Genomic DNA, 25,842 nt, shown 5'->3' on the forward strand with positions numbered 1-25,842 from the left:
TCGATCAGTTGGACTTCGCCGTGATCCACACGGTGATGGCGATCAGCGAACCGATCCCGAAGATCCAGATGAACAGGCCCTCGGAGACGGGGCCGAGCGAGCCGAGCGAGAAGCCGCCCGCCGACTCATTGTCCTGCAGGTAGAGCAGGTAGGTGATGATGTCGCGCTTCTCTTCGGTCGTCAGCGTCATGTCGTTGAACACGGGCATGTTCTGGGGACCGGTCACCATCGCCGCGTACATGTTCAGCGGGGTGGTGGTGTGCAGGTTGGGCGCGTACTTGCCCTCGGTGAGCGCACCGCCGGCGCCGGCCACGTTGTGGCACATGGCGCAGTTGATGCGGAAGAGCTCGCCGCCCTCTGCCGCGCTCCCCTCGCCGTCGAGGACCTCGTCGTCGGGGAAGGTCGGGCCAGGGGCGATCGACTGGATGTACTCGCCGATGGCGCCGATCTGGTCCTCGGTGAACTGCACGGGCTTCTGCGGAGCCTGCGGGCCCTGCATCTGCAGCGGCATGCGGCCGGTGCTCATCTGGAAGTGCACCGCGAGCTCGCCGACGCCGTACAGCGACGGGCCGTCGGGCGTGCCCTGGACGTCGAGGCCGTGGCAGGTCGCGCAGTTCGCCTGGAACAGCTTCTTGCCGTCCTCGGCCGTGAGCGCCGACTTAGTCGTCTCGGGCGTCGTCGCCGCCATCGCGGCGGACGCACCGGCGTACACGCCGCCGGTGATGAGCAGGCCGATGCCGATCAGTGCGGCGGCGGCCCAGGGGCTGCGGCGGCCTTTGGAGCGGCGCGTGGTCTCTCGTGCCATGTCGGGGTTCAGCTCCGCTCTCACTTGAGGAAGTAGATGACGAGGAACAGGGCGATCCAGACGACGTCGACGAAGTGCCAGTAGTACGACACGACGATGGACGAGGTCATCTCTTTGCGCCCGAAGTTCTTGACGGCGTACGCACGGCCGATCACCAGGAGGAAGGCGATGAGGCCGCCGGTGACGTGGAGGGCGTGGAAGCCGGTGGTGAGGTAGAAGGCCGAGGCGTACGCGTTGGCGTAGATCGGGAGGCCCTCGGTGACGAGCTGGGCGTACTCCCACACCTGGCCCGAGACGAACAGCGCGCCGAGCGCGAACGTCAGCCAGAACCACTCGACCATGCCCCAGCCGAGCCAGCCGCGCTTCTTGGTGGAGTACGGCTGGAACCGCTCGGCCGCGAACACGCCCATCTGGCACGTGACCGAGGACAGCACGAGGATGATCGTGTTGACGGTCGCGTACGGGACGTTGAGCTTCTCGGTGCTCTCGGCCCACAGTTCGGGGGAGGTGCTGCGCAAGGTGAAGTAGATCGCGAAGAGGCCCGCGAAGAACATCACCTCGCTGCCGAGCCACACGATGGTGCCGACAGCGACCGGATCCGGCCGCTTGACGGACCGCATGGCCTGGGAGTAGGTCGCTGTGGAGGTCGTCACGCTCCCCATTATGGCCGATTCGGGCCGCCGATTTTCGCATCGGAGGGCATCGATTTGCCCGGACGCATACTTAGGGCGACCTAAAAGAACACTGCGACTCTGCCGTGAACCCGTGGTGAAGACGCAGAATCGCGCGACGATGGCCGCCCTGTCACGAATCGGTTCCGATTCCCGCGCGCCGCTAGGCTTCTGCGTTATGGCGGAGCTGTACACCTGGCCGGGAATCCTCACCACGCTGCTGGAGCGGCGCGACCTCAGCGTCTCGGAGTCGACGTGGGCGATGCGGCAGATCATGTCGGGCGCGGCGACCCCCTCGCAGCTGGGCGCGTTCCTGGTCGCGCTGCGCGGCAAGGGCGAGACGGTCGACGAGATCGTGGGCTTCCGCGACGCGATTCTGGAGGCGGCGCTCCCGCTCCCGGTGGACGCGGCCGTGCTCGACATCGTCGGCACCGGCGGCGACCGCTTCGGCACCGTCAACGTCTCGACGATGTCGGCGCTGGTGGCCGCGGCATCCGGCGTCCCCGTCGTGAAGCACGGCAACAAGGCGGCCAGCTCTTCGTCGGGCTCGTCCGATGTGCTGGGCGCCCTCGGGGTCGATCTCACGCTGTCGCCCGACGCCGTCGCCGAGACGCTGTCGCGGGCCGGCATCACCTTCGCCTTCGCGTCGGCGTTCCACCCCGGGTTCCGTCACGCCGGGCCGACACGCGCCGAGCTCGGCGTGCCCACCGTCTTCAACTTCCTCGGCCCGCTGTGCAACCCGGCGCGCGCCGAGGCCAACGCCGTCGGCGTCGCCCACCTCGACCGTGTGCCCCTCATCACCGGCGTGTTCCGCACGCGCGGCGCGACGGCACTCGTGTTCCGTGGCGACGACGGGCTCGACGAGCTCACGACCACGGGTCACAGCCGCGTGTGGGAGGTCAGCCGCGGCGACATCCACGAGCACGACCTCGACCCGCGCGACCTCGGCATCCCCCTCGCCGACATCGACGACCTGCTCGGCGGCGACCCCGTGCACAACGCCGGCATCGTGCGTCGTGTGCTGGCCGGCGACACCGGTCCCGTCCGCGACATCGTGCTGCTCAACGCGGCGGCGGGGATCGTGGCCTACCGGCTGTTCCGCGACGCGACCGAGGTGCAGCGCCCGATCCTGGAGCGTCTGGCCGAGGCGCGCGACGAGGCCGCGGCCGCCATCGACAGCGGCGCGGCGGCATCCACCCTGGAGCGCTGGGTCGAGGTGACGCGCTCGTTCGCGTCCTGAGGGATTTTCACGGCCTGTCTCTTCCGGAGCGTCGGCGGTCCCCGCTACCGTGTGCGGCAGGCCCACGATCCGTCTGGAGGACGCCATGACCGACGACACCGCCACCCCGTCCGGCCCGCTCGACGGCTCCGTCGAACCACCCGCCCGCAAGCTCGGCGGCGTCAAGGTCGTCGGCGTCCTCGGCATCATCGCCGGCATCCTGCTGATCGTCGTCGGGATCGTCGCGTGGATCGCGGTGTCGACGCAGCTGCGCGAAGAGAACATCACGGTCTCCGACGACGCGATGGCGTTCCAGGGAGCGCAGGTCGCGGGGCCGTTCACCGCCTACGCGCAGGCCGAGGTCATCCAGCAGCACGCGCTGGACATGGCGGACGGCAAGACGTACGCCGAGCTGCCGATGGACGACCCGGTGCGCGCGACGGTGATGGACGCGTCGTTCCTGCGTGCCTCGCTGTTCACCTCGGTCGTGTCGTTCGGCGTCGCCGCGTTCGCGATCGGCATGGGCATCCTGTCGATCCTGTTCGGCTGGGCGCTGCATCGACTCGCCGGGGCGCCGGTGGTGGTGCGGCGAGCCGCGCCGACACCGTGACCCGCGGCGCCCGGTGAACCCGCACGAGGCGCTCACCGAGATCGCGACGCTCCTGGAGCGCGAGCGGTCGTCGCGGTACAAGTCCAAGGCGTTCCGCGCGGCGGCCGACGCGATCGAGGGGCTGAGCGACGAAGAGCTTCGGGATGCCGCCTCGCTGCGCCGCCGCAAGGGCGTCGGCGATTCGACCTTCGCCGTCATCCAGCAGGCGCTGGCGGGCGAGGTTCCGGGCTATCTGGCCGATCTGCGCGAGCGCGCCGGGGTGCAGCGGGCCTCGACGCTGCGCACGAAGCTGCGAGGCGACCTGCACTCGCACAGCGACTGGTCGGACGGCCTCACCTCCATCGAGCTGATGGTGGATGCCGCCCGCACGCTCGGTCATGAATACCTGGCCCTGACCGACCATTCGCCGCGGCTCCGCGTCGCGAACGGGCTGTCGCCCGAGCGGCTGCGATCGCAGCTGGAGGTCGTGGCGGGCATGAGCGGCGGCGGGTTCACTCTGCTGTCGGGGATCGAGGTCGACATCCTCGACGACGGGTCGCTCGACCAGGACGACGACCTGCTCGGCGTGCTGGACGTGGTGGTGGCCTCGGCGCATTCGAAGCTGCGCATGGAGAAGGGCCCGATGACGCGGCGGCTGGTGGCCGCTGCATCCGATCCCCACGTCGATGTGCTGGGGCACGTCACGGGCCGGCTCGTCGAGGGGTCGCGCGGCACCCGGCCGCCCTCGACGTTCGAGGCGCGGCCCGTGTTCGAGGCATGCGAGGCGCACGGCGTCGCCGTCGAGATCAACTCGCGACCGGAGCGTCAGGACCCGCCGGACGACCTGATCGGGCTCGCGCTCGAGATCGGCTGCCTGTTCTCGATCGACTCCGATGCGCACGCGCCGGGGCAGCTGTCGCTGCTGGACTACGGCGCCGAGCGCGCCGAACGCCTGGGAGTGCCGGCCGAGCGCATCGTGACGACGTGGCCCCTGGACCGCCTGCGCGCATGGACCGGGCGCGACCGCTGCACCTAGCCACAAGTCGCGCCCGGCGGCGCTCACTGCGGCGCGTTGGCGCGCAGCACCTCGAGGCGGGCGCGGTACTCGGTCTCGTCGATGTCGCCCTTCGCGAACCGCTCGGCGAGCGTCGTCTCGGCCTGGCGTGCGGGCGTGCGCCCATACGGGCCGTATCCGCCCGCCGCGGCCGCGCGGCGCCAGCGGCGGCCGAAGAGCGCGAACAGCACGGCGATCAGCGCGATCCAGAACAGCGGGATGAGCAGGAACCACCAGCCGAACCCCCAGGGGCCGACGACGTGGGTGGCCACGATTCCGGTGGCGAGTGCAGTGGACATGAGGATCCTTCCTGAGTCGGTCGCGCCGGGATGGACGACCGGATGCCTCCAGTCAAGGCGGGGCGCGGTATCCGCGAATCCGGCCGGGGGAGTGATCTCGGATGCTCCCACGGCAGTACGCCGCTCGATGCGGCTGCGACGGAGCCGCGTCAGGCGCCGGTGAGACCGGACTCGTACGCGATGATCACCAGGCGCACGCGGTCGCGCGCGGCGAGCTTCTGCATGATGCGCGACACGTGGGTCTTGGCGGTCAGCGGCGACAGGTACAGGCGCGCGCCGATCTCGTCATTCGTGAGCCCCTCGGCCACGAGCCGCAGCACGTCGACCTCGCGCTCGGTGAGCGCTTCGAGCAGGCGCGGGTCGGGGGACCGGCGCAGACCCGCCGCGGCGCGGTCCAGGAGCGTGCGGGTCACCCCGGGCGAGAGCAGCGCGTCACCGTCGGCCACCGCGCGGACGGCGCGGATCAGGTCGGCGGGCTCGGTGTCCTTCACGAGGAAGCCGCTGGCGCCTGCGAGCACCGCGCGCACGACGTACTCGTCGAGCTCGAAGGTCGTGACGATCACGACGCGCACACCGGCCAGGCTCGGGTCCGCGGCGATCTGCTCGGCCGCCCACAGCCCGTCGCCGTCGGGCATCCGGATGTCGACGAGCGCGACGTCCGCCGGGGTGTCGCGCAGTCGTCGCAGCAACTCCTGACCGCCGGACGCCTCGGCGACGACGTCGATGTCGGGTTCGGAGTCCAGGAGGGCGCGGAAGCCCGCGCGCACCAGCTGGTGGTCGTCGGTCAGCGCCACGCGGATCATGCGACACCGGTCCAGGGGAGGCGCGCGACCACGGAGGTGCCGCGCGGACTGCTCTGGACCGTCACGGCGCCGCCGACGAGCTGGGCGCGTTCGCGCATGCCGCGCAGTCCACCGCGCTCCGTCGCGGACGAGGGGAAGCCGGCGCCGTCGTCGGTGACGGTCACGACGAGATCCGCGGACTCGCGGTCGACCGTCACGGCCGCATGCGATGCGGCGGAGTGGCGCACCACGTTCGTCAGCGCCTCCTGGACGATCCGGTAGGCCGTCGTCTGCACCGCGCTCGGCGGCGCATCGCCCGCGAGGCGGTCGTCGAGCGAGACCTCGAGCCCGAGGCCGGAGCGCCCGGCGACGAGACCCGGCAGCTGCGCGAGCTGCGGCTGAGGCGTGAGCGGCGCCGTGTCGGGCGACGCGAGCTCGTCGCCGCGCAGGAACGCCAGCACACCGCGCACCTCGTCCAGACCGGTCGCACTGAGGGCGCGGATGTTCGCGAGCGCCTCGCGTGCCCGCTCGGGCTCACGGTCGAACAGGTGCAGCCCGACGCCGGACTGCACGGCGATCTGGCTGAGGGAATGCGCGAGCACGTCGTGCAGCTCGCGTGCGATGCGGGTGCGCTCCTCCTGCTCTGCCGCCCGCCGGCGGGCCGCGAGCTGCTGGCGCCGCTGCTGCGCGCCGCGGATCCGAGCACGCATCCCCTCGCCGACCGCGAAGCACAGCGCGAGCCCGAGCGTCGCGAAGGCGATGCGTGCGGGATGCCAATCCGTGACGCCGAAGACGCCGGGCGCGAGCTCCGGGCCGACCACGGCGGCCAGCCACGCCACGCCGACCGAGACGAGGGCCCACACGCGGGCTCCTCGCACGACCGCGCCGATGATGGCGAACACCAGGGCGATGGGCGGCGGCCCGCCGACCGGCGGCACGAACAGATCGACCAGGGTCAGGGTCGCGACGACGGCGACCGTCGGCCCCGGCATCCTTCTCGCAGCCAGCAGAGAGAGGGCGGATGCCGCGGCCAGCGCGATGCTCGTGACCGCTGCGGCGGGAGGCACATGCTGCCACCACGACAGCCCGATCGTGCCGGGGACCTGCACGAGGAGCGCCACGACCACCGGCACCAGCAGGATCACGGCGGGCGACGGCCGGAATCGGACGCCCGCATCATCGCCCGTGGTGCTCACCGCGGGTCCGGCCGCCGTGGGACCGAAGCGCGCAGGGCCGAGCATGCGCTCGATGCTACGCCGCGGCGCACTGTGAGGAATCTGACCGGGGGAGCGGCGGGCGTACTCCCGCGGGAGTACGCCCGATCGTCAGATCGCGTCCACCGCGTCGAGCGCATCGACGATGCGGGTGATCGCGGTGCCGAGCGCCCACTCGTCGCCGAGCGCCCTCACGTGCGACTTCGCGGACTCGTCGAGGGGGCGCAGCCGGTGGTCGGGCACTTCGAGCGGCAGGTCGCGCACCACCTCGACCACGGTCGGCGCGACGGCGAGATACGGCAGGCCCGCGAGCACCTTGGAGCGCACGCCGGCCGACATGCCCTCGCCGGCCTCGGCGGCGGCGATGATGCCGGCGAGGTCGCCGTGCGCGGCCAGGAGCCCGGCGGCGGTCTTCTCGCCGATGCCCGCGACCCCCGGCAGCCCGTCGGACGAGTCGCCGCGCAGCGTCGCGAAGTCGGCGTACTGCGAGGGCAGAACGCCGTACTTGCCGACCACTGCCGCATCGGTGAGCACCTCGAGGTTGCTCATGCCGCGCGCGGTGTAGACCACGCGCACGTCACGGGAGTCGTCCACGAGCTGGAACAGGTCGCGGTCGCCGGTCACGATGTCGACCGGCATGGTCGCGGTCGTCGCGAGCGTGCCGATGACGTCGTCGGCCTCGTGCTGGGCCGCGCCCACGATGCGGATGCCGAGGGCGCCGAGCACCGTGCGGATGACCGGCACCTGCACCTCGAGAGGGTCGGGGACCTCTTCGACGTCCGGCCCGCCGGCGACGACCTCGGCCACGCGGTGGGTCTTGTACGTGGGGATCAGGTCGACGCGCCACTGCGGACGCCAGTCGTCGTCCCAGCACGCGACGAGGTGCGTCGGGCGGTACGTCGTCACGAGCCTCGTGATGATGTCGAGGAATCCGCGCACCGCGTTGACGGGCGTTCCGTCGGGCGCGCGCACCGTGTCGGGCACCCCGTAGAACGCGCGGAAGTAGAGGGACGCGGAGTCGAGGAGCATCAGGCGGTCGGTCACGCGTTCATCCTGGCATGCGCCTCCGACGCCCGCGCGGCGGGTGCCGGAGCGGCAGGCGTCCGGAGAGACACCCGTCGTTCACCTGTGCGATGGATGCCGGTCCCCGGGCGGCACCCGTCTCGTTCACGTCCGCCGCCCACCGTGGGGAGACAGCCGCGGAAGGGAGGCGTTCATGGGCCGCGAAGATGTGCTGGCATGGGTGGAATCGCCGCTGCAGCTCGTCGGAGCCGCAGAGTGGGCCGCCGCCCACTCCACGACGGTGCCGGTGGCGGGCCGCCTGACGCCGCAGATCTCGGCGACCGCCGATGCGCTGCTGGCGCGCGGTGCGCGGTTCGGGCAGCTCGAGCCGTATCTCGGGATCCCCTGGAAGCTGCTGGCCGAGCACGGCCACTGGCTCGTCGGCGACGGCTTCTCGGGCCAGTTCCGCCTCGCGGCGGCCGTGCTGCGCCCGCGGCGCCTGACGTTCCTCGATGACGGCGCCCACGCGATCGCGTACGCCGACACGCTGCTGGGCCGCCGCCCGTACTCCCGGCCCGACATCCACGAGCGCGGGCTCACGACCGTGGCGGCGCCGTTCGCCGCGGAGCTCGTGCACCGCAGGGCGGGTGCGCGCCGAGCCGGCATGTTCACGGCGTTCGACCTCGGGGACGACCGGCTGGACGCGCTTGCGGACCAGGGGTACGCCGTCCGCCGCCACGACTTCGCGTGGACGCGCGCCTTTGCGCCCGCGGCGCCGGGGCTCGGCCGTCGCATCGTGCTCGGCAGCGCGCTGCCCGTGGACGGCCGCATGATGCTGCTCGACTACGTCCGCTGGGTGCGCACGGCTGCCGGCGACGGCGCCGTGTACCTGCCGCATCGGCGGGAGACGTCCGAGCAGCTCGACGCGGTCGCGGCGGTGCCCGGCATCCGCGTGCAGCAGACCGGCCTGCCCGTCGAGCTGGTGCTCGCCGGCGCGCGCGAGCCGCTGGAAGTGCTCACGCTGCCGTCGAGCACGACCACCACCCTGCCTCTCGTGCTCGCCGGCACCGGCGCCACCGTGCGCACCGTGCCGGCGACCTCGGTCAGGCGGGCCGTCGCATGAGCGAGGCCGTCGCGATCATCCCGGCGCGGGGCGGTTCCCAGGGCGTCGTGCGCAAGAACCTGCAGCGCGTCGGCGGCGTGCCGCTGGTGGCGCGCGCCGTGGCGGCCGCGCAGCAGAGTCCGGCGATCCGTCGCGTGGTCGTGACCACCGACGACGCCGACATCGCCGCCGTCGCGGCCGAATGGGGCGCCGAGATCGTCGAGCGTCCGGCGGAGCTCGCAGCGGACGAGGCGAGTTCCGAAGGTGCGCTGCTGCACGCGCTCGACGAGCTCGAGCGGAGGAAGGTCGACGTGGGCGTCCTCGCCTTCCTGCAGGCGACCTCTCCGTTCATCGACGTCGTCGCGCTGACCGACGCCGTCCATCTCGTGCGCTCGCGCCGGCGCGACAGCGTGTTCTCGGCCGTGGAGACGTACGGGTTCCTGTGGCAGAAGGGGGCAGGGGGTGCGGCGGCCGCCGTGAACCACGACCTCGAGTTCCGGCCGCGTCGTCAGGATCGGGAGCCGCACTTCCTGGAGACCGGGGCGTTCTACGTGATGCGTGCGGCCGGATTCCGCGCGGCGCGCCACCGGTTCTTCGGCAGCATCGGCATCGCGGAGGTCGCGCCGCGCACCGCGATCGAGATCGACACCCTCGACGAGCTGGAGCTCGCCCGCGCGATCGCGCCTCTCGTCGACCGCGCCGGGGCGATCGGCGGCGATGGGCCGATGAGGGTGGATGCCGTCGTCACCGACTTCGACGGCGTCCACACCGACGACACCGTGCGTGTCGATCAGCACGGCGTCGAGTCCGTCGTCGTGAGCCGCTCCGACGGCATGGGCGTCGCGCTGCTGCGGGCCGCCGGCATCCCGGTGCTGATCCTGTCCACCGAAGCGAACCCCGTCGTCACCGCACGGGCGCGCAAGCTCGGCGCGGACGTGATCCAGGCCTCGGCCGACAAGGCGGCGGCGCTGCAGGAGTGGGCGGATGCCCACGGCATCCCGCTCTCGCGCATCGCCTACCTCGGCAACGACGTCAACGATCTGCCGTGCCTCGACCTCGTCGGGTGGCCGGTCGCCGTGCCCGACGCGCACCCGCTCGTCCTCTCCGCCGCCCGCTGCGTCCTCGACCGCCCCGGCGGCGCGGGGGCCGTGCGCGATCTCGCCGATCGCGTGCTGGCCGGCCGGGATGCGGCATCCACTTCTGTCCTCGCACCACGACCCACCACGCCCCAGGAGGCATCATGACCGTCACGATCGGATCCCGCGTCGTCGGAGGGGGACGCCCCGCCTACGTGATCGCCGAGATCGGCCTCAACCACAACGGCGACGTCGAGCTCGCCAAGCAGCTGATCGATGTGGCGGCGGACGCCGGCGCCGACGCGGTGAAGTTCCAGAAGCGCACGCCCGAGATCGCGACTCCCGAGCACATGCGCGACATCCCGCGCGAGACGCCGTGGGGGACCATGAGCTACCTCGACTACCGGCGCCGCGTCGAGTTCGACCGCGACCAGTACATCGAGATCTCGGACCACGCGCTGCTGCGCGGGCTGGAGTGGTTCGCGTCGCCGTGGGACGTGCCGTCCGTCGCGTTCCTCGAGGACCTCGGCGTCGTCGCCCACAAGGTCGCGTCGGCCTCGCTGACCGACCGCGGGCTGCTGGAGGCGCTGCGCGACACCGGCAAGCCGATCATCCTCTCGACCGGCATGTCGACGACCGAGCAGATCGACGCGGCGATCGAGACGCTGGGAACCGACCGGCTGGTGCTGATGCACGCGACCTCGACCTACCCGATGGAGCCCGAAGAGGCGAACCTGCGCATGATCCCGTCGCTGCGCGACCGGTACCCGGGCGTGCCGGTCGGCTACTCGGGCCACGAGCGCGGCCTGCAGATCTCGATCGCGGCGGTCGCCCTCGGCGCGGTGGCCGTCGAGCGCCACATCACGCTCGACCGCACCATGTGGGGCTCGGACCACGCCGCCTCGCTGGAGCCGGCGGGGCTGAAGAACCTCGTGCGCGACATCCGCGTCATCGAGGCGGCACTCGGCGACGGCGTCAAGCGCGTGTACCCCGGCGAGCTCGCGCCCATGGCGAAGCTGCGCCGCGTCCCCGCGTGACCGGCGCGACCGGGCGTCCGCCGCGGATCGTCGCGATCGCCGACACCGATTCGTACGTGAAGTGGGCGGCCGCCCTCCTCGGGGCCGAGGGCGAGCGGGCGGATGCCGCACTCCTCGTGCTGGAGACCCCGCTCGTGGTGAGCGATGCGCAGCTCGCGTCGGCGCTCGCGGGCAGCGGCCTCGCACGCGACCGGGTGGAGCGCATCGCCCACGACCGCCTCGCGGGCCGGCTCGCGGACCTGCGGCCGGACGCCGTGGTGCTCGGCGCCCGCGGTCCGCTGGTGCGGGTGCTCGCCCGCGAGATCGCGGAGCTGCAGCCGCGGCCGGTGCTGGTGACGGGGCTTCCCGGCATCTCGATCCCGGCGACCCGCAAGGCCGTCGTGTACCGGCTGCAGTGCGATCTGTTCGTCGTGCACTCGCGGCGCGAGGTGCGCGACTTCGGCGCGCTGTCCGCGCGCACGGGGTACACGCACCGCTATGCGCTGGCGACACTGCCGTTCGCCCGCGGCGCCGCCGGCGCGGCGGGTGCGGCGGCGGCGGGCACACGCGCCGGTGCGACCGACCTGGTGTTCGCGACACAGGCGAAGGTGCCCGCCGACCGTGAGGACCGGCTGCGCATCGCACGCCTGCTCGTCGCGGCAGCCCAGGCGGATCCGTCGCGGCGCGTGGTCGTCAAGCTGCGCGCGGCGGCGGGAGAGCACCAGACGCACGTCGAGCGCGACGGCTACCCCGAACTGCTCGCGACGCTCGGCGCGCTGCCACCGAACCTGGTGACCTCGACCGCACCGATGGCCCGCGCGCTGGCGAGCGCCGAAGGGCTCGTGACGGTCAGTTCGACGGCGGCGATCGAGGCGATCGCGGGCGGCGTCCCCGTCATCGCTCTGGACATGTTCGGAGTGTCGGCCGGCCTCATCAACGAGACGCTCGCCGACGCCGACCTGCTCGCGGGCGAGTCCGACGTCATCGCGCGGCGGTTCCGGCATCCCGATCCGGAATGGCTCGACGAGAACTACTTCCACCCGCCGGCCGCCGACGACTGGACCCAGGTGCTGGCCCGCCTGATCGCGCGCCGCGCGGACGGCGCCCTGCCTCCGCGCGCACCGTTCGCGCGGCGCGGCGGCGCGCTGCGCGACGCCTGGGAGCGACGGATCGCACTCGGGCGCGGCGACAGGTCGGCCTCCGGCGCGGTCGCGTACGCGATCGGGATGCCGGCACGCGCGGCCGTCCGTCTCGCGAACCGCGCGCGACGGGCCCTGCGAAGGGGCGTCGATGCTGGAACGGGCGCGGTCGCGAGCGCGACGGCCGGGCGGCCGGAAGAAGCCGGCGATCTCGTCCGGGGGGAAGCGGATCGCCGGCTCCGGGCGGGTCGTTGAGACCGCCCCTCGTGCCCTCCGGGGGTCGGGCACGAGGTGGGGTCCCGGGCGACACTCCGCCCTGCGGGGAATCGCGGAGGGACCGGGGGCCTGCCCTCCGCGATGTCTTGTTCACCCTCCCAACCGCGCCTGTGAGAAGGCTATGGCGGTGCCACATGAAGGCTCGACGCCCGCCGTGCACCTGCTGGGCACCGATGGGCGCGCTCCCACGACGCGCCGCCGCAGAGGCGCCCGGGCGCGCTTGCGCCCCGCCGGCGGAGGGCAGGCGTAGTCTCGTGCGATGACCTCCGCCGCCGGCAGGACCGAGCTGCGCGCACTGCTCGACGAACTGCGCGAGTCCGCGACGGTGCGCCTCGCCGCCAACGAGCAGACCCTCGCCGAGCTGCGCGCCGACCGGGGAGCCGACGTCGCCGACGACGAGCACGACCCCGAGGGCGTCACGCTCTCGGGCGAGTGGTCGCGCGCCGTCGCGTTCGCCGAGGCCGAGCGCCGCGAGCTCGCCGAGATCGACGACGCGGTGGCCCGCTGGGAGGCCGGCACGTACGGCGTCTGCGTCGACTGCGGCCGCAGGATCCCCATCGCCCGGCTGCGCGTCCGTCCGTTCGCGACGCGCTGCGTGTCGTGCGCAGAGAAGGCAGGGGCCTGATGTCGTTCGGAGCCGCGGCGTCGCGCACGCCGCGCGAGGGCTTCGCACGCCCTGCGCCCGCGGGCCCCTGCCCGTGCGGCAGCGGAGACGAATTCGCGGGATGCTGCCGACCCGCCTTGCAGGGCACGCCGGCGCCGACGGCGGAACGGCTGATGCGCTCGCGGTACACGGCGTTCGTCGTCGGAGACGGGGACTACCTGTCTGCGACATGGCACCCCGGCACCCGCCCGGACGAGGTCGCTCTCGACCCCGCGCAGAAGTGGACGGGACTGGAGATCCTCGGGACCGAGGACGGCGGCGACGGCGACACGCGCGGCGCCGTGGAGTTCCGCGCCGCCTGGCGACACGGCGCCGACCGGGGCGTGCTGCACGAGCGCAGCCGCTTCGTGCGCCAGAGCGGGCGCTGGTGGTATCTCGACGGACGGATCGATCCGCGCTGACCGGCCCCGACAGCCCGTGCCGCAGCTAGCGTGAACGCATGACCACTCAGGCTGACAGAGCACAGACCCTCGCCGCACTCCACGCCGCCCCCGAGATCCTCCGCGTCGTGAACGTCTGGGACGCCGTCTCGGCGCGGGCCGTCGCCGCGCTCCCCGAGACCCGCGCGATCGCCACGGCAGGGCACTCGATCGCCGCGTCGTTCGGGTACCCGGACGGCGGCATCCCGCTGGAGACGACGCTCGACATGCTCGCGCGCATCGTCGAGGCGGCGGGCGACCTGCCGGTGAGCGCCGACCTCGACGGCGGATACGACGACGCCGGCGAGACGGTGCGCCGGGCCATCGGCGTCGGTGTGGTCGGCGCCAACGTCGAGGACCGACTGCGCCCGCTCGACGAGTCGGTCGCCGCCGTCGAGGCGATCGTCGCCGCCGGTGCGGCCGAGGGCGTGCCGTTCGTGCTGAACGCCCGCACCGATGCCTTCGCCCGTGGCGGCGGCCGGCCGGTCGAGGAGTCGATCGCCGACGCGATCGAGCGGGGGCGCGCGTATCTCGCCGCCGGCGCCGATCTGGTGTTCGTGCCCGGCATCCTGGACGCCGACGTCACCCGACGGCTGGTCGAGGGGATCGGCGAGCGCAAGATCAGCGTGATCGGCCTTCCCGGGGCGCTGTCGTCGGCCGAGTACGAGGCGCTGGGCGTCGCACGCATCTCGTACGGGCCGATGACGCAGCGCGTCGCGCTGACCGCACTGCAGGACCTCGCGTCCGAGCTGTACGGCGGGGGAGTCGTCCCCGCCGGCACCCGCGCCCTCAACTGACCTGCTCGCGCCCCGTGCGCGGCCTGCGGGAATCCCCGCGGGTCGCGCACTGTTGTCGCGAGCATGGAGCCTGCACGCGTCGACGTCGTCGTGATCGGCGCGGGGCAGGCCGGGCTGTCGGCGGCGTATCACCTGCAGCGGCGCGGGTTCGTGCCGGCGCGCGCGGGCTCCGAAGCGGATGTCCGGACGTATGTCGTCCTCGACGCCGAGGCGGCGCCGGGCGGCGCGTGGCAGCACCGCTGGGAGTCGCTGCGGATGGCCACGGTCAACGGCATCCACGAGCTTCCGGGGTTCGCGGTGCCCGCCGCCGACCCGTCGGCGTCCAGCCGCGACGTGCTTCCGGCGTACTTCGCAGAGTACGAGGAGCGGTACGCGCTCGACGTGCGGCGGCCCGTCCGCGTCACGGCGGTGGCCCGCGCCGACGCCGATCCGCGAGGCCGCCTGGTCGTGCAGACCGACCGGGGCGCATGGTCGGCGCGGTACGTCATCAACGCCACCGGCACCTGGACGCGCCCCTTCTGGCCGCGCTACCCGGGTCAGCAGCGCTTTCGCGGCCGGCAGCTTCACGTGGCGGACTACGTGTCGGCCGAGCAGTTCCGCGGACAGCGCGTCGTGATCGTGGGAGCAGGTATCTCGGCGGTGCAGCTGCTGGACGAGATCTCGCACGTGGCCGACACCTTCTGGGTCACCCGCAGCGAACCGGACTGGAGCGATGCGGCGTTCGACATCCCGGCGCGGGTCGCCGCGATCGCCGGTGTCGAGGACCGCGTGCGCCGCGGACTGCCTCCGGGCAGCGTCATCTCGGTGACCGGCATGCACTGGACGCCGTGGGCGCGCGCCGCACAGGAGCGCGGAGTGCTGGTGCGGCATCCGATGTTCGCCGCGATCGAAGAGGAGGGCGTGCGCATGCCGGACGGGTCCTTCGAACCCGCGGACGTCATTCTGTGGGCGACCGGCTTCCGGCCCGCACTCGACCATCTGTCGCCGCTGCGGCTGCGCACGCCCGCGGGCGGATTCCGGGTCGAGAACGGACGCTCGATCGATGAACCGCGCCTCTTCCTCATCGGCTACGGCCCGTCGCAGTCGACGGTCGGCGCCAACCGCGCGGGACGCGAGGCCGTGCGCGCGATCATCGCCGACGAGGTGCGGGATGAGGCCCTCGTCGCTTGACGCGCGTAGCGTGAGAGAGAAGACGGAGGAACTTCCATGGCCCGCATCCTGATCTTCGGTGGACACGGCAGGGTCGCCCTGCTGCTGGAGCCCCTGCTCGTCGCGCAGGGGCACACCGTGACCGCCGTCGTCCGCAACCGAGCCCACGAGGCCGAGGTCGCCGCGACCGGTGCGCAGCCGCTCGTCGCCGACGTCGAGAAGCTCGACCTCGACCAGCTCAGCAACATCGTCGCGGGCAACGACGTCGTCGTGTGGTCCGCCGGCGCCGGCGGCGGAGACCCCGCCCGGACCTACGCCGTCGACCGCGACGCGGCGATCCGTTCGATGGAGGCCGCCCTCGCGGCCGAGGTGCTGCGGTACGTCATGGTCTCGTGGATCGGCTCCCGCGCCGACCACGGGGTCGATCGCGGCGATTCGTTCTTCCCGTACGCCGACGCGAAATGGGCGGCGGACGCCCACCTCGCCGCGAGCGGCCTGGACTGGACGATCCTCGCGCCGGGCACCCTGACGCTCGATCCGCCCACCGGACGCATCGCGATCGATCCGGTCGGATCAGGCGCCGTACCGCGCGCCGACGTCGCGGAGGTGATCGCGGCGACGATCGCGGACGACTCCACCATCGCACGCACCATCCGCTTCGGCGGCGGGGACGAGGTCATCGGCCACGCCCTCGCGGGCTGACGCCCGGCGCGGCTCCCCTTAGGCTCGGACCATGCTCGCCACCGTGATCCACGCCGCCCGCGACATCCGCGTCGAGGACGTGCCCGATCCCGTCCTCTCCACCGGCGCCGACGCGATCGTGCGCGTCGTGGCGGCCTGCGTGTGCGGGTCCGATCTGTGGCCGTACCGCGGCGTCACACCGACGAAGCGGCCGCACCGCATCGGCCACGAGTTCGTCGGCGTCGTCGATGAGGTCGGTCCGGACGTACGGATCGTGCGTCCCGGCGATTTCGTGATCGCGCCGTTCTACGTCTGCGACGGCACCTGCGTCAACTGCCGGAACGGTGTGAGCACGTCGTGCCTGCACGGCGGCTGGTGGGGCGGCGACGACCGCTTCGGCGGCTTCGCGGACGGCGGGCAGGGCGAGCGCGTGCGCGTCCCGCTGGCCGACGGCACGCTCGCGGTCGTTCCCGGTCCCGTCGCGGACGACGAGGTGCCGGGCCTGCTCACCCTGAGCGACGTCATGGGCACGGGGCATCACGCCGCCGTGTCGGCGGGGGTCCGCCCCGGAGACTCGGTCGCCGTCGTCGGCGACGGCGCCGTCGGCCTGTGCGCGATCATCGCCGCGAAGCGGCTGGGGGCCACGACGATCATCGCGATGTCGCGGCACCCGCAGCGACAGGCCCTCGCGCGCGACTTCGGCGCGACGCACATCGTCGAGGAACGGGGGGATGCCGGCGTCCGGGCCGTGCAGGACCTCACCGGCGGGATCGGCGCCGATCGCGTGCTCGAGTGCGTCGGCACGAAGGAATCGATGGACCAGGCGCTGCGCTCGACGCGCCCGGGCGGGATGGTCGGCTACGTCGGCGTGCCCAACGGCGGTCCCGAACTGCCGGTGCGGCAGATGTTCGACCGCAACGTCGGCGTCAACGGCGGCGTCGCACCGGTGCGCGGCTACATCGAGGAGCTGCTGCCCGACGTCCGGTCCGGCGCGATCCGCCCCGGCCGCGTGTTCGACCTCGAGCTGCCGCTGCGAGAGGCCGCGGAGGCCTATGCTGCGATGGACGAACGCCGCGCGACCAAGGTCCTGCTGCGGCCGTGACGGGTGCCGGAGCCGCCGGTGCCGGCCACGGCGATCGGCGACGCGCCCGCGCGCCTGCGTGCCTGAGCGTGCGCATGAGGTAGAACAGCAGAAGTCGAAGGGACCCCCGTGAAGATCGTCAAGCGCATCGTTCTGGTGCTCGTCATCGCGTTCGCGGCGTTCTACCTCATCACCCGCCCGCAGGATGCCGCCAATGCCGTGCAGGGCGCGATCAACGCCGTCGTGGGCGCCGTGATGGCCGTGGTCGACTTCTTCGTGGCCCTCGCCGCGGGGTGAGCGTGTTCGATCCGCGGATCGACAAGCACCTGATCGCGGATCAGGGGGAGTACGTCGTCGACGAGGTCCGCAAGCACTGGGCCGCGACCGTGTCGGCCGTCCTGGAGCTTCTCGGCGGCTTCGTCGTGTTCCTGCTGGCCTTCGTCCTCCCGGCGCAGGTCTGGTGGCTTCCGACTCTGCTCGGCGCCGGAATCGGCCTGCACGCGCTGTGGCGCATCTTCGAGCAGCGCATGGACCGCTTCGTCATCACCAACATGCGGGTGTTCCGGGTGCACGGCATCCTCTCCCAGCGGATCGCGACCATGCCGCTCGCCCGCATCCTCGACATCTCGGTCTACAAGCCCTTCGTCGGGCGCATCTTCGGCTACGGCCACTTCGTGTTCGAATCCGCCGCACAGGAGCAGGGACTGCGCGAGATCCGCTACGTCGGCGATCCCGACACCCGGGGGCTCACGATCCAGCGCGTGATCGCGCAGGCGGGGCTCCGCGGCGCCGCCGGGCGCGGCGACCCGAACGCGCTGCCCTCGCCGGTGCAGCCCCCGCCGCAGGCCGTCCCCCAGCCGCAGCCGGCGACGCAGCCGCAGCCGGCGACGGTCACCGTCACGCCGTACGACGAGGGCCGCGCCACGGCGCCCGTCCCCGGGATCGAGCGAGGCGGCTCGCAGACCGGCTGGGACTGGCTGGCGGACGCCCAGCGACGCGAGGACGAGCGTCTCGCGCAGCTGCGGGGCGAGCCCGCCGCCGGCGCCGCGCCCTTCGATCCCGACCGCACGAACACCGCGCCGATCGACCTTCCGCGCTGACTCGCCGCCCCGTTCGGGAACATCGCGGGCGACCCCCGCGTTCTGTTACCCTGGAGTGTCACTCGTGTGGCTGTTTCGCCACGCCCGGAGCCGATCGCGGCTCGGACGCACCCCGCAGGGGGCATGAGCGGCATCGCAATGAAATCCGCTTCGCTTCGGTCTGAGGCATCCGTTCGCGTCCGCGCGTCGGAGGCCGCCTGAGGATCGGGGCCCGACATCCCAACCCAACAAGGACAACCCACTACATGACTAGCGCAACGACCGCCACGGCCACCAAGCAGGTCGCGATCAACGACATCGGCTCTGCTGAGGACTTCCTGGCCGCGGTCGAGAAGACTCTGAAGTTCTTCAACGACGGCGACCTCATCGAAGGCACCGTGGTGAAGATCGACCGCGACGAGGTCCTCCTCGACGTGGGCTACAAGACCGAGGGCGTCATCCCCTCGCGCGAGCTTTCCATCAAGCACGACGTCGACCCCAACGAGGTCGTCAAGGTCGGCGACGAGGTCGAAGCCCTCGTTCTCCAGAAGGAGGACAAGGAAGGCCGCCTCATCCTCTCCAAGAAGCGCGCCCAGTACGAGCGCGCGTGGGGCGACGTCGAGAAGATCAAGGAGAACGACGGTGTCGTCACCGGTCAGGTGATCGAGGTCGTCAAGGGCGGCCTCATCGTCGACATCGGCCTCCGCGGCTTCCTCCCCGCTTCGCTCATCGAGCTGCGCCGCGTCCGCGACCTCACGCCGTACCTCGGCCAGGAGATCGAGGCGAAGATCCTCGAGCTCGACAAGAACCGCAACAACGTCGTGCTCTCGCGCCGCGCCCTGCTCGAGCAGACGCAGTCCGAGTCGCGCACCACGTTCCTCAACAACCTCCACAAGGGCCAGGTCCGCAAGGGCACGGTCTCGTCGATCGTCAACTTCGGTGCGTTCGTCGACCTCGGTGGCGTCGACGGTCTCGTCCACGTCTCGGAGCTCTCGTGGAAGCACATCGAGCACGCGTCCGAGGTCGTCGAGGTCGGCCAGGAGGTCACCGTCGAGATCCTCGAGGTGGACCTGGACCGCGAGCGCGTCTCGCTGTCGCTGAAGGCGACGCAGGAGGACCCGTGGCAGGTCTTCGCCCGCACGCACGCGATCGGTCAGGTCGCGCCGGGCAAGGTCACCAAGCTCGTTCCGTTCGGTGCGTTCGTGCGCGTCGCGGACGGCATCGAGGGCCTCGTGCACATCTCGGAGCTGTCGGGCAAGCACGTCGAGCTCGCCGAGCAGGTCGTGTCGGTCGGCGAAGAGGTCTTCGTCAAGATCATCGACATCGACCTCGAGCGTCGCCGCATCTCGCTGTCGCTCAAGCAGGCGAACGAGTCGGTCGACCCCTACGGCACCGAGTTCGACCCGGCCCTCTACGGCATGGTCACCGAGTACGACGAGAACGGGGAGTACAAGTACCCCGAGGGCTTCGACTCCGAGACCAACCAGTGGAAGGAAGGCTTCGACGAGCAGCGCGAGAAGTGGGAGCAGGAGTACGCCGCCGCCCACGCCCGCTGGGAGGCCCACAAGGCTGCCGTCATCAAGGCCCTCGAGGCCGAGGCCGCCGCTCCGGTCGAGACCGGCTCGTCCTCGTACTCGTCCGACAGCGGCCCGGTGGGCACGCTCGCGGACGACGAGGCTCTCGCCGCTCTGCGCGAGAAGCTCTCGGGTCGTTGATCTGAGCTGACGCTCTCGGTTCGCCGAACCGTCTGGTCGAAAGGGCCGTCGCCGAAAGGCGGCGGCCCTTTCGCGTGCGCCAGGTGATGTCGGTGGGTCCGCGTATCGTCACGGCGTGCCTGTGAAACGCCTGTCGTCGCGCTGCCTGATGGACGAGGGATGCCGGGGCCCGGTGCCGTCCGACGCGCCGGTGCCGCTGTGCGAGCGTCACCTCGCCGCGGTCGTCGACTGGGCTGAGGGCGACTACGGCCTCACGGACGTGCTGCCGTCGCCGTGCCGCCTGTGCGGATCGAGGCTGGGCGTGCGCTACCCGTCCGGCTGGCTGTGCGCGGTGTGCGAATGGCGCCACGGCGACGTGCCCGACGCAGAGATCGCGCCGCCGCGCGTCGACGTCGTCTACTACCTGCGCTACGCCGACCGCATCAAGATCGGCACGACCGGCAACCCCCGCCAGCGGTTCGCCGCCATCTGGCACGACGAGCTGCTCGCGTTCGAACGCGGCGGACGCGCGGTCGAACAGGCGCGTCACGCGCAGTTCGCCGCGGACCGGCATCCCGGCACGGAGTGGTTCCGGATCTCTCCCGCCCTCCAGGCGCATGTCGCGATCCTCGCGGCCGGTGTCGACGACCCGTGGGCGCAGCACGCGAGATGGGTGAGCGAGGCGCTCGCGGCGCGGCTGTGACGCCCGCGGCCCCGCCGAATGCCGATGCCTCGTGGTTTTCGGGTGCTCTGCGCGGCGGCATCCATTACGTTCAGGGTGTGAGCGCCGACACGCCGGGGAGAACGGGCACGCCCGGGGTGCGCCCGCGCACCCACGCGCCGGCCCCCGATGCTGCGGACCGGACGCGTGGACGCACCGCCACCCTCAACCAGCTGCTGCTGGCGGCTGTGGTGTTCGTGCTCGGCGTGCTCGTCGCGATCGGACCCTTTCGCGGCGATCCGGTGATGTTCTTCGTCGGACTCGTCGTGGTGGTCGTCGTGACCGCCGCCACCCTCGTCGTGCCGTGGAACCGGATGCCCTACGGGTGGGTCGCGGTCGTCCCGGCCGTCGACATCCTGGCCATCACGATCATGCAGATCGCCGCGCCGGACTCGGTGCTGGGCCTGCTGTGGATCTTCCCGACCACGTGGCTCGCGGGCGGCTTCGGCATGCTGGGGCTCTTCGGGGTGATCGTCGCCATCGCCGGCGTCATCAGCGTGCTCACGGTGCAGAGCGCCACCGAGGTCACCTATCGGACGTTCCTGCTGCCGCTCGTCCTCATCGCCGTGGCGACGACGAGTCACCTGAACGCATGGCGATCCGACGCGCAGCGGACCCTGCTGGCCAAGCAGTCGCAGCTGCTGCGCAGCATCCTCGACCGCACCCGGCGGCAGGAGCAGATCGTCACCGAGGTCCTGGACGCGGTCGACTTCGGCGTGGTGCGCATCGCCCCGGACGGGCGGATCGCGGTGACGAACGAGGCGCACGGGCGCCTGCAGCAGGGGATCGAGCCCGACGACAGCGCCGAGGCCGCCGCCTTCCGCGACGACGGGACGACGCCGCTGCCGGCCGCAGAGCTGCCGCTGGAGCGCGCGCGGCGGGGCGAGGTGTTCGACGACCTGGTGGTGTGGTTCGGCGGCGAGCCCGGTCCACGCCGGGCGCTCACCACCGCCGCGCGGCGCCTCACCGACCCCGGCGGCGAGGACGCCGGGGCGATCGTGGTCTCACGCGACGTGACCGCGGAGCTCACGGCGCTCCGCGCGCGTGACGAGCTCGTCGCGTCGGTGTCGCACGAGCTGCGCACGCCCCTCACCTCGATCCTCGGCTACCTCGACCTCGCGATCGAGGACCCCGGCACGCCTGCCCACGTCCGCGACGGCCTCGACATCGCCGAGCGCAACGCCGAGCGACTGCTGCGCATCGTCGCCGACATCCTCGCGGCCTCCAGCTCGTCGTCGGCGTCGGTCGAGGCCTCGCTCGTGCCGCAGCTGCTGGACCTGCAGGACCTCGTGCGTGCGGCGGCCGCCGATGCGGTCCCACGTGCCGCGGCCCGCGCCATCACGGTGGACACGACGGGGCTGGAATCGGCCTCGGCCTGGGCCGACGCCCTGCGCATGCGACAGGTCGTCGACAACCTCGTGTCGAACGCGATCGCCTACAACAAGGACGGCGGCACGGTGTACGTCGGCACGACGAGCGATGGCACCTCGAGCTGGATCCTGGTGCGCGACACCGGAGCGGGCATCTCCGAGGCCGACCGCTCACGCCTGTTCCAGCGCTTCTACAAGGCCGGATCCGAGCGTCGCGCCGGCACCGGCCTCGGACTCGCCATCACGCGCGACATCGTGCGCGCCCACGGCGGTGAGCTGGGCCTTCACAGCGCGGTGGGCGTCGGGTCGACGTTCATCGTGAAGCTTCCCGCGACCGCCCCCGAAGGAGACCGGTGATGATCCTCGACCTCGACAGCGTGCTCGTGGTGACCGCTCTGGTCGTGAACGTGAGCGGTGTGCTGTTCATCCTCGAGACGCTGCTCCGCCGCGACGAGGGCGCGGGCCGCATCTGGTCGATCGCATTCCTCGCGGCGATGCTCACGACCCTCGCCTACACGGTCTGGGCGCAGAGCGACGGCGCCTGGTGGGCGGTCGCCGTGGGCAATGCCTCGTTCGTCGCGGGGACCGGATGCATGTGGCTGGGATGCCGGCGCTTCAACAGCCGTCGCATGTCGTGGTCGTCGGGCCTCGTCATCGCCGCCGTCGTCGCCGCGTTCGCGGCCGTCGCGATCGAGGGCGACGCGGGCGGCGACTGGTCCGGCGCGCTGTGGATGTTCGTGCCGCTGCTCGCGTTCGCCGGCGCCGGTGCGGTGGAGTGCCTGCGCGGCTCGATGCGCGAGTCCCGCACCGCCTGGGTGCTGGGAGCGGTGCTCGGGTTCCAGTCGCTGTACTACGTGTCGCGGACGACGGCGTTCGTCACCTCGGGGCCTGACAGCGCGCTGTTCCAATCGGCGTTCGGGACGCTGACGACCAGCCTCCTCACGGTGACGCTCACGATCGTCGCGGTGGTGGTCACCTCCGTGCTGCGGGCGTCGAGGGCGCCGATGCGCGGCTATGCGCGCCGCACCGACGAGACGATCGGGAGCGAGGGCCTGCTCACCGGCGAGACGTTCGCGAACGTGCTCGACGGGCTCTGCCGCCGCGGCGCCCGCCGCGGCGAGACGATCGCGGTGACGGCGGTGCGGGTGGACGACCTCGACCAGATCTCGACGGCGTTCGGCAGCGAGGTCGCCGGCAACGTGGCCGAGACGTGGCGCGCCGGCGTCCGCCGGTACGCCCCCACGAACGCCGTCGTCGCCGAGGACGGGCCGACCGGCATCGCGGTGGCACTGGCGGTCACCTCGGCGCAGGAGGCGCGGCGCCAGGCCGGCGCGGTCTATCGCGGGCTCTTCGACGACCTGGGTCGCGTCGGCGGGGGAGTGATCCCCGTCGTGGGCGTCGGCGTCGCCCTCAGCGACTCCGTCGGCTACGACCCCGAGGGCCTGCTTCGCGTCGCCCGAGAGGCGGCGAGTCGTGCGGCGGCGAACGTCGAGACCTCGGTCCTCGTCGCAGACCCCGAGTAGCGGCATCCACCGATCCCGTCACGCGGTGAGGCGGTAGCCGACCCCTCGCACCGTCTCGATCCAGCGGGGCTGGGCGGGGGACTCGCCGAGCTTGCGGCGCAGATTCGCCATGTGCACCTCGATGGCGCGGGCGTCGCTGTCGGACACGTAGGAGTTCGCGCCGAACGCGTCGCCCCTGAGCATCAGCGCCAGGTCTGATTTCGCCCGCACCCGCCTGCCGGCTGCGAGCAGGTCGGCCAGCAGATCGAACTCGCTGCGGGTGAGCTCCACGCCGGCCTCGTCGACCTCGACGATGCGCGTGTCGACGTTGAGCCGCAGGCCCCGGTGCTCGAGCCACGCGTCCGCGTCCGTCGAGGCCGCCGACGTCGCGGACTCCGCCCCGACATGGTGGCGCGGGCGGCGGAGCATGGCGTCGATGCGCGCGCGCAGCTCGCGGGGCCGGAACGGCTTGGCGACGTAGTCGTCGGCCCCCGCTTCCAATCCCTGCAGCGCATCGATCTCTTCGGTGCGGGCGCTGAGCATGACGATGTACGTCGAGCTGAGCGCGCGGATGCGCTTGGCGGTCTCGAAGCCGTCCATCCCGGGCATGTTGACGTCGAGGGTGGTCACGAGAGGGGAGTGCTCACGAACGAGCTCGACGCCTTCGGCTCCGTCGGCCGCGCCGTGCACCTCGAACCCCGCCTGGGCCAGCACGACCGACAGCAGCGAGCGGATGTCGTCCTCGTCCTCGATGACGACGGCGACGCGAGGTTCCTCCACCGATGACCCTTCCGGCGCCGGCGACGTCACAGCCGGCTCCTGGACGTCGGTCATGATATCCCACCGCCGGTCGCGGCGACGAGACCCCGTCGTGGGGCCCCAGGCCGCGCGGAGGGCGGGAGATCTCCCCAGATCCCGCCCCTCGCGCGTCCTCGGTGCACCGACTCGAGCAGCTCACGCCCCCACGGCTGCTGCTCCGTCGAGCCGGAGACGGGTACCACCATCAGGCGCTTCCTCGTCTCTTCGGTGCACCGAGGCTACCGCCGCGGCCTCAGCGCGGACTCAGGGCCGCCTCAGGAACCGCGCAGTTTGCCGGACGTGGCATCCTCGAGGCATGCCGCTCGTCGCCCTCACCGGAGGCATCGCCTCGGGAAAGTCCACCATCGCCGGCCGGCTGGCCGAGCACGGCGCCGTCGTCGTCGATGCCGACCGCATCGTGCGCGAGGTGCAGTCGCCCGGTTCGCCGGTCCTCGCGGCGATCGCCGACGCGTTCGGGGAGCGGATGCTGCACCCCGACGGATCGCTCGACCGCGCCGCCCTCGGGGCGGCGGTGTTCGGCGACGAGTCCGCCATCGCGAGGCTGAACGCGATCGTGCACCCCGCCGTCAGGGCGGAGTCCGCCCGCCGGTTCTCGGAGGCCTTCGCCGCGGACCCCGACGCGGTCGTCGTGTACGACGTCCCGCTGCTCGTCGAGGCCCGGGTCGACGACCCGTGGGAGCTGGTCGTCGTGGCACACGCGCCTGCCGAGGTGCGCGAGCGCCGGCTGGTGGAGCTGCGCGGCCTGACGCCCGCGGAGGCGGAGGCACGCCTCGCGTCGCAGGTGCCCGACGAGGCGCGGCTGCGGATCGCCGACGTCGTGATCGACACCGCCGGCACGATCGACGACACGCTGCGGCAGGTCGACGAGCTCTGGGCGTCGCTCTCCGACCATGTGGCGCGGCGCCGGGCGCGGGCCTGAAGCCGACCGCCACTGTCCGCGCGCCGTTGCGCCCCTATCCTGGAGGAGGGACGAGGAGGTTGCCGCATGAGCGTGTTCGCGAGGTTCCGGCGGCGTCGCACCCCCTACCGTGCGACGACCGACGAAGAGCGCATCGCGCGCTACGTCTACCTGCTGGGCACGCTGCCGGCCTCCGTCATCGAGAGCGCGCACGCGACGGCGTTCGCCGACCTGCCGCCCGCGCGGCGCCGCGAGCTGTTCGAGCAGCTGCGGCCGTTCCTCGCCGAGTCCGAGCGCGACACGGCGGCTGAGGACCCCACGGTCATCGCCCGGCTCGTGCGTCGTGCCGAGGCACACCGCGCGAGTCGTGCGAGTGCGGGAGGAGCGGATGCCGCCGGCCGGCCGCTCCCGAGTGCCACGGCCACGGCGGTCGGGGTCGACGTCGATCCGCGCGACGGCGTGGACGTGCGCTCGATGCTGCTGAGCGCGGGGGTCATGGGGATCGTGGCGGACCAGTTCCTGGTGTCGAGCTCGATCGCCGCGTACTACACGGTCGGCGCCGGTTCGCTGCAGCTCGACGCGGCGCCCGCGTGGGTGGGCGAGACGTACGACCCCGGCGCGGTCGGCCTCGACGGCGGGGGAATCGACGGCGCCTTCGGCGGCGGGTTCGATGCCGGGGGATTCGACGGCGGCGGGTTCGACGGCGGAGGCGGCTTCGGCTGAC

Annotated in this window: 28 protein-coding genes; 21 read left to right on the forward strand and 7 right to left on the reverse strand. The window is 72.3% G+C overall.

Annotation, left to right across the window (positions count from 1 at the left end; all coding sequences use genetic code 11):
- Positions 1-4: 4 nt before the first annotated feature.
- Both qcrC and ctaE read right to left on the reverse strand, forming a co-directional pair.
- Positions 5-805, reverse strand: a complete 801-nt coding sequence (gene qcrC / locus IF188_RS03485; protein WP_191170741.1) for a cytochrome bc1 complex diheme cytochrome c subunit — start codon at positions 803-805, stop codon at positions 5-7.
- Between the two features lie 20 nt (positions 806-825).
- On the reverse strand, positions 826-1,467 hold the full coding sequence (gene ctaE / locus IF188_RS03490; protein WP_141893516.1) for an aa3-type cytochrome oxidase subunit III: 642 nt from the start codon (positions 1,465-1,467) through the stop codon (positions 826-828).
- Between the two features lie 187 nt (positions 1,468-1,654).
- Here ctaE and trpD point away from each other — a divergent pair, with 187 nt between their 5' ends.
- The 3 genes from trpD (at position 1,655) to IF188_RS03505 (ending at position 4,320) form a co-directional block, all read left to right on the forward strand.
- On the forward strand, positions 1,655-2,716 hold the full coding sequence (gene trpD, locus IF188_RS03495; RefSeq protein WP_191170411.1) for an anthranilate phosphoribosyltransferase: 1,062 nt from the start codon (positions 1,655-1,657) through the stop codon (positions 2,714-2,716).
- Between the two features lie 85 nt (positions 2,717-2,801).
- Positions 2,802-3,305, forward strand: coding sequence for an aromatic ring-opening dioxygenase LigA (locus tag IF188_RS03500; RefSeq protein WP_191170412.1), 504 nt, complete (start codon positions 2,802-2,804; stop codon positions 3,303-3,305).
- A 13-nt stretch (positions 3,306-3,318) separates the two neighbouring features.
- Entirely contained in the window at positions 3,319-4,320 is a 1,002-nt protein-coding gene (locus IF188_RS03505) for a PHP domain-containing protein (RefSeq protein WP_191170413.1), read from the forward strand.
- 23 nt (positions 4,321-4,343) lie between these two features.
- On the opposite strand, the gene IF188_RS03510 is transcribed toward IF188_RS03505, so the two are convergent.
- The 4 genes from IF188_RS03510 to IF188_RS03525 all read right to left on the reverse strand — a co-directional run bounded on the left by IF188_RS03510 (position 4,344) and on the right by IF188_RS03525 (position 7,677).
- On the reverse strand, positions 4,344-4,637 hold the full coding sequence (locus IF188_RS03510) for an SHOCT domain-containing protein (RefSeq protein WP_191170414.1): 294 nt from the start codon (positions 4,635-4,637) through the stop codon (positions 4,344-4,346).
- 149 nt (positions 4,638-4,786) lie between these two features.
- Entirely contained in the window at positions 4,787-5,440 is a 654-nt protein-coding gene (locus tag IF188_RS03515; RefSeq protein WP_191170415.1) for a response regulator, read from the reverse strand.
- Positions 5,437-6,660, reverse strand: a complete 1,224-nt coding sequence (locus IF188_RS03520; RefSeq protein ID WP_191170416.1) for a sensor histidine kinase — start codon at positions 6,658-6,660, stop codon at positions 5,437-5,439. The genes IF188_RS03515 and IF188_RS03520 overlap by 4 nt, the downstream gene beginning before the upstream one ends.
- An 84-nt stretch (positions 6,661-6,744) precedes the next feature.
- Positions 6,745-7,677: a 5'-3' exonuclease gene (locus IF188_RS03525; protein ID WP_191170417.1), complete on the reverse strand. Its 933-nt coding sequence runs from the start codon at positions 7,675-7,677 to the stop codon at positions 6,745-6,747.
- A gap of 172 nt (positions 7,678-7,849) precedes the next feature.
- Between IF188_RS03525 and IF188_RS03530 the strand changes: the two genes are divergently transcribed.
- The 16 genes from IF188_RS03530 (at position 7,850) to IF188_RS03605 (ending at position 23,422) form a co-directional block, all read left to right on the forward strand.
- Positions 7,850-8,758: a hypothetical protein gene (locus IF188_RS03530; RefSeq protein WP_191170418.1), complete on the forward strand. Its 909-nt coding sequence runs from the start codon at positions 7,850-7,852 to the stop codon at positions 8,756-8,758.
- On the forward strand, positions 8,755-9,981 hold the full coding sequence (locus IF188_RS03535) for an acylneuraminate cytidylyltransferase (protein ID WP_191170419.1): 1,227 nt from the start codon (positions 8,755-8,757) through the stop codon (positions 9,979-9,981). The genes IF188_RS03530 and IF188_RS03535 overlap by 4 nt, the downstream gene beginning before the upstream one ends.
- A complete protein-coding gene (locus tag IF188_RS03540; RefSeq protein ID WP_191170420.1) occupies positions 9,978-10,850 on the forward strand; it encodes an N-acetylneuraminate synthase family protein in 873 nt (290 codons plus the stop codon). The genes IF188_RS03535 and IF188_RS03540 overlap by 4 nt, the downstream gene beginning before the upstream one ends.
- Positions 10,847-12,223 carry a DUF6716 putative glycosyltransferase gene (locus IF188_RS03545; protein WP_191170421.1) on the forward strand — a complete coding sequence of 459 codons (1,377 nt, stop codon included), beginning with the start codon at positions 10,847-10,849 and terminating at the stop codon, positions 12,221-12,223. Before IF188_RS03540 ends, IF188_RS03545 begins: the two co-directional genes overlap by 4 nt.
- A gap of 280 nt (positions 12,224-12,503) precedes the next feature.
- Positions 12,504-12,869 (forward strand): TraR/DksA family transcriptional regulator, encoded by a 366-nt coding sequence (locus IF188_RS03550; RefSeq protein ID WP_191170422.1) that lies wholly within the window; start codon positions 12,504-12,506, stop codon positions 12,867-12,869.
- Positions 12,869-13,309, forward strand: a complete 441-nt coding sequence (locus IF188_RS03555; protein ID WP_191170423.1) for a YchJ family protein — start codon at positions 12,869-12,871, stop codon at positions 13,307-13,309. The genes IF188_RS03550 and IF188_RS03555 overlap by 1 nt, the downstream gene beginning before the upstream one ends.
- A 38-nt stretch (positions 13,310-13,347) precedes the next feature.
- On the forward strand, positions 13,348-14,124 hold the full coding sequence (locus IF188_RS03560; protein ID WP_191170424.1) for an isocitrate lyase/PEP mutase family protein: 777 nt from the start codon (positions 13,348-13,350) through the stop codon (positions 14,122-14,124).
- A gap of 63 nt (positions 14,125-14,187) precedes the next feature.
- Positions 14,188-15,294, forward strand: coding sequence for an NAD(P)-binding domain-containing protein (locus IF188_RS03565; RefSeq protein ID WP_191170425.1), 1,107 nt, complete (start codon positions 14,188-14,190; stop codon positions 15,292-15,294).
- A gap of 36 nt (positions 15,295-15,330) precedes the next feature.
- Positions 15,331-15,975: an SDR family oxidoreductase gene (locus IF188_RS03570; RefSeq protein WP_191170426.1), complete on the forward strand. Its 645-nt coding sequence runs from the start codon at positions 15,331-15,333 to the stop codon at positions 15,973-15,975.
- Positions 15,976-16,006: 31 nt separating this feature from the next.
- A complete protein-coding gene (locus IF188_RS03575; RefSeq protein ID WP_191170427.1) occupies positions 16,007-17,056 on the forward strand; it encodes a zinc-dependent alcohol dehydrogenase family protein in 1,050 nt (349 codons plus the stop codon).
- Between the two features lie 108 nt (positions 17,057-17,164).
- Positions 17,165-17,332, forward strand: coding sequence for a hypothetical protein (locus IF188_RS03580; protein ID WP_191170428.1), 168 nt, complete (start codon positions 17,165-17,167; stop codon positions 17,330-17,332).
- 2 nt (positions 17,333-17,334) lie between these two features.
- On the forward strand, positions 17,335-18,135 hold the full coding sequence (locus IF188_RS03585) for a PH domain-containing protein (protein ID WP_318152757.1): 801 nt from the start codon (positions 17,335-17,337) through the stop codon (positions 18,133-18,135).
- Between the two features lie 245 nt (positions 18,136-18,380).
- Positions 18,381-19,829 (forward strand): 30S ribosomal protein S1, encoded by a 1,449-nt coding sequence (gene rpsA / locus IF188_RS03590; protein WP_191170430.1) that lies wholly within the window; start codon positions 18,381-18,383, stop codon positions 19,827-19,829.
- 148 nt (positions 19,830-19,977) lie between these two features.
- Positions 19,978-20,511, forward strand: a complete 534-nt coding sequence (locus tag IF188_RS03595; RefSeq protein WP_191170742.1) for a GIY-YIG nuclease family protein — start codon at positions 19,978-19,980, stop codon at positions 20,509-20,511.
- Between the two features lie 77 nt (positions 20,512-20,588).
- Positions 20,589-22,256 carry a sensor histidine kinase gene (locus IF188_RS03600; RefSeq protein ID WP_191170431.1) on the forward strand — a complete coding sequence of 556 codons (1,668 nt, stop codon included), beginning with the start codon at positions 20,589-20,591 and terminating at the stop codon, positions 22,254-22,256.
- Positions 22,256-23,422 (forward strand): hypothetical protein, encoded by a 1,167-nt coding sequence (locus tag IF188_RS03605; RefSeq protein WP_191170432.1) that lies wholly within the window; start codon positions 22,256-22,258, stop codon positions 23,420-23,422. Before IF188_RS03600 ends, IF188_RS03605 begins: the two co-directional genes overlap by 1 nt.
- 18 nt (positions 23,423-23,440) lie before the next feature.
- Here the strand turns inward: IF188_RS03605 and IF188_RS03610 are convergent, their stop codons facing one another.
- Positions 23,441-24,181 (reverse strand): response regulator transcription factor, encoded by a 741-nt coding sequence (locus tag IF188_RS03610; protein WP_318152760.1) that lies wholly within the window; start codon positions 24,179-24,181, stop codon positions 23,441-23,443.
- A 334-nt stretch (positions 24,182-24,515) separates the two neighbouring features.
- On the opposite strand from IF188_RS03610, the gene coaE reads away from it, so the two are divergent.
- Positions 24,516-25,139 (forward strand): dephospho-CoA kinase, encoded by a 624-nt coding sequence (gene coaE, locus IF188_RS03615; RefSeq protein ID WP_191170434.1) that lies wholly within the window; start codon positions 24,516-24,518, stop codon positions 25,137-25,139.
- 66 nt (positions 25,140-25,205) lie between these two features.
- Positions 25,206-25,841 carry a hypothetical protein gene (locus tag IF188_RS03620; RefSeq protein WP_191170435.1) on the forward strand — a complete coding sequence of 212 codons (636 nt, stop codon included), beginning with the start codon at positions 25,206-25,208 and terminating at the stop codon, positions 25,839-25,841.
- Position 25,842 lies beyond the last annotated feature (1 nt).

This window comes from Microbacterium helvum (assembly GCF_014779795.1).
Classification (GTDB): domain Bacteria; phylum Actinomycetota; class Actinomycetes; order Actinomycetales; family Microbacteriaceae; genus Microbacterium; species Microbacterium helvum.

What these genes read in the sequence shown, in the direction of transcription:
- qcrC (WP_191170741.1), bottom strand. Translation starts at nt 805, where the DNA reads ATGGCACGAGAGACCACGCGCCGCTCCAAAGGCCGCCGCAGCCCCTGG.
- ctaE (WP_141893516.1), bottom strand. Translation starts at nt 1,467, where the DNA reads ATGGGGAGCGTGACGACCTCCACAGCGACCTACTCCCAGGCCATGCGG.
- trpD (WP_191170411.1), top strand. Translation starts at nt 1,655, where the DNA reads ATGGCGGAGCTGTACACCTGGCCGGGAATCCTCACCACGCTGCTGGAG.
- IF188_RS03500 (WP_191170412.1), top strand. Translation starts at nt 2,802, where the DNA reads ATGACCGACGACACCGCCACCCCGTCCGGCCCGCTCGACGGCTCCGTC.
- IF188_RS03510 (WP_191170414.1), bottom strand. Translation starts at nt 4,637, where the DNA reads ATGTCCACTGCACTCGCCACCGGAATCGTGGCCACCCACGTCGTCGGC.
- IF188_RS03515 (WP_191170415.1), bottom strand. Translation starts at nt 5,440, where the DNA reads ATGATCCGCGTGGCGCTGACCGACGACCACCAGCTGGTGCGCGCGGGC.
- IF188_RS03520 (WP_191170416.1), bottom strand. Translation starts at nt 6,660, where the DNA reads ATGCTCGGCCCTGCGCGCTTCGGTCCCACGGCGGCCGGACCCGCGGTG.
- IF188_RS03530 (WP_191170418.1), top strand. Translation starts at nt 7,850, where the DNA reads ATGGGCCGCGAAGATGTGCTGGCATGGGTGGAATCGCCGCTGCAGCTC.
- IF188_RS03535 (WP_191170419.1), top strand. Translation starts at nt 8,755, where the DNA reads ATGAGCGAGGCCGTCGCGATCATCCCGGCGCGGGGCGGTTCCCAGGGC.
- IF188_RS03540 (WP_191170420.1), top strand. Translation starts at nt 9,978, where the DNA reads ATGACCGTCACGATCGGATCCCGCGTCGTCGGAGGGGGACGCCCCGCC.
- IF188_RS03550 (WP_191170422.1), top strand. Translation starts at nt 12,504, where the DNA reads ATGACCTCCGCCGCCGGCAGGACCGAGCTGCGCGCACTGCTCGACGAA.
- IF188_RS03555 (WP_191170423.1), top strand. Translation starts at nt 12,869, where the DNA reads ATGTCGTTCGGAGCCGCGGCGTCGCGCACGCCGCGCGAGGGCTTCGCA.
- IF188_RS03560 (WP_191170424.1), top strand. Translation starts at nt 13,348, where the DNA reads ATGACCACTCAGGCTGACAGAGCACAGACCCTCGCCGCACTCCACGCC.
- IF188_RS03565 (WP_191170425.1), top strand. Translation starts at nt 14,188, where the DNA reads ATGGAGCCTGCACGCGTCGACGTCGTCGTGATCGGCGCGGGGCAGGCC.
- IF188_RS03570 (WP_191170426.1), top strand. Translation starts at nt 15,331, where the DNA reads ATGGCCCGCATCCTGATCTTCGGTGGACACGGCAGGGTCGCCCTGCTG.
- IF188_RS03575 (WP_191170427.1), top strand. Translation starts at nt 16,007, where the DNA reads ATGCTCGCCACCGTGATCCACGCCGCCCGCGACATCCGCGTCGAGGAC.
- rpsA (WP_191170430.1), top strand. Translation starts at nt 18,381, where the DNA reads ATGACTAGCGCAACGACCGCCACGGCCACCAAGCAGGTCGCGATCAAC.
- IF188_RS03595 (WP_191170742.1), top strand. Translation starts at nt 19,978, where the DNA reads ATGGACGAGGGATGCCGGGGCCCGGTGCCGTCCGACGCGCCGGTGCCG.
- IF188_RS03605 (WP_191170432.1), top strand. Translation starts at nt 22,256, where the DNA reads ATGATCCTCGACCTCGACAGCGTGCTCGTGGTGACCGCTCTGGTCGTG.
- coaE (WP_191170434.1), top strand. Translation starts at nt 24,516, where the DNA reads ATGCCGCTCGTCGCCCTCACCGGAGGCATCGCCTCGGGAAAGTCCACC.
- IF188_RS03620 (WP_191170435.1), top strand. Translation starts at nt 25,206, where the DNA reads ATGAGCGTGTTCGCGAGGTTCCGGCGGCGTCGCACCCCCTACCGTGCG.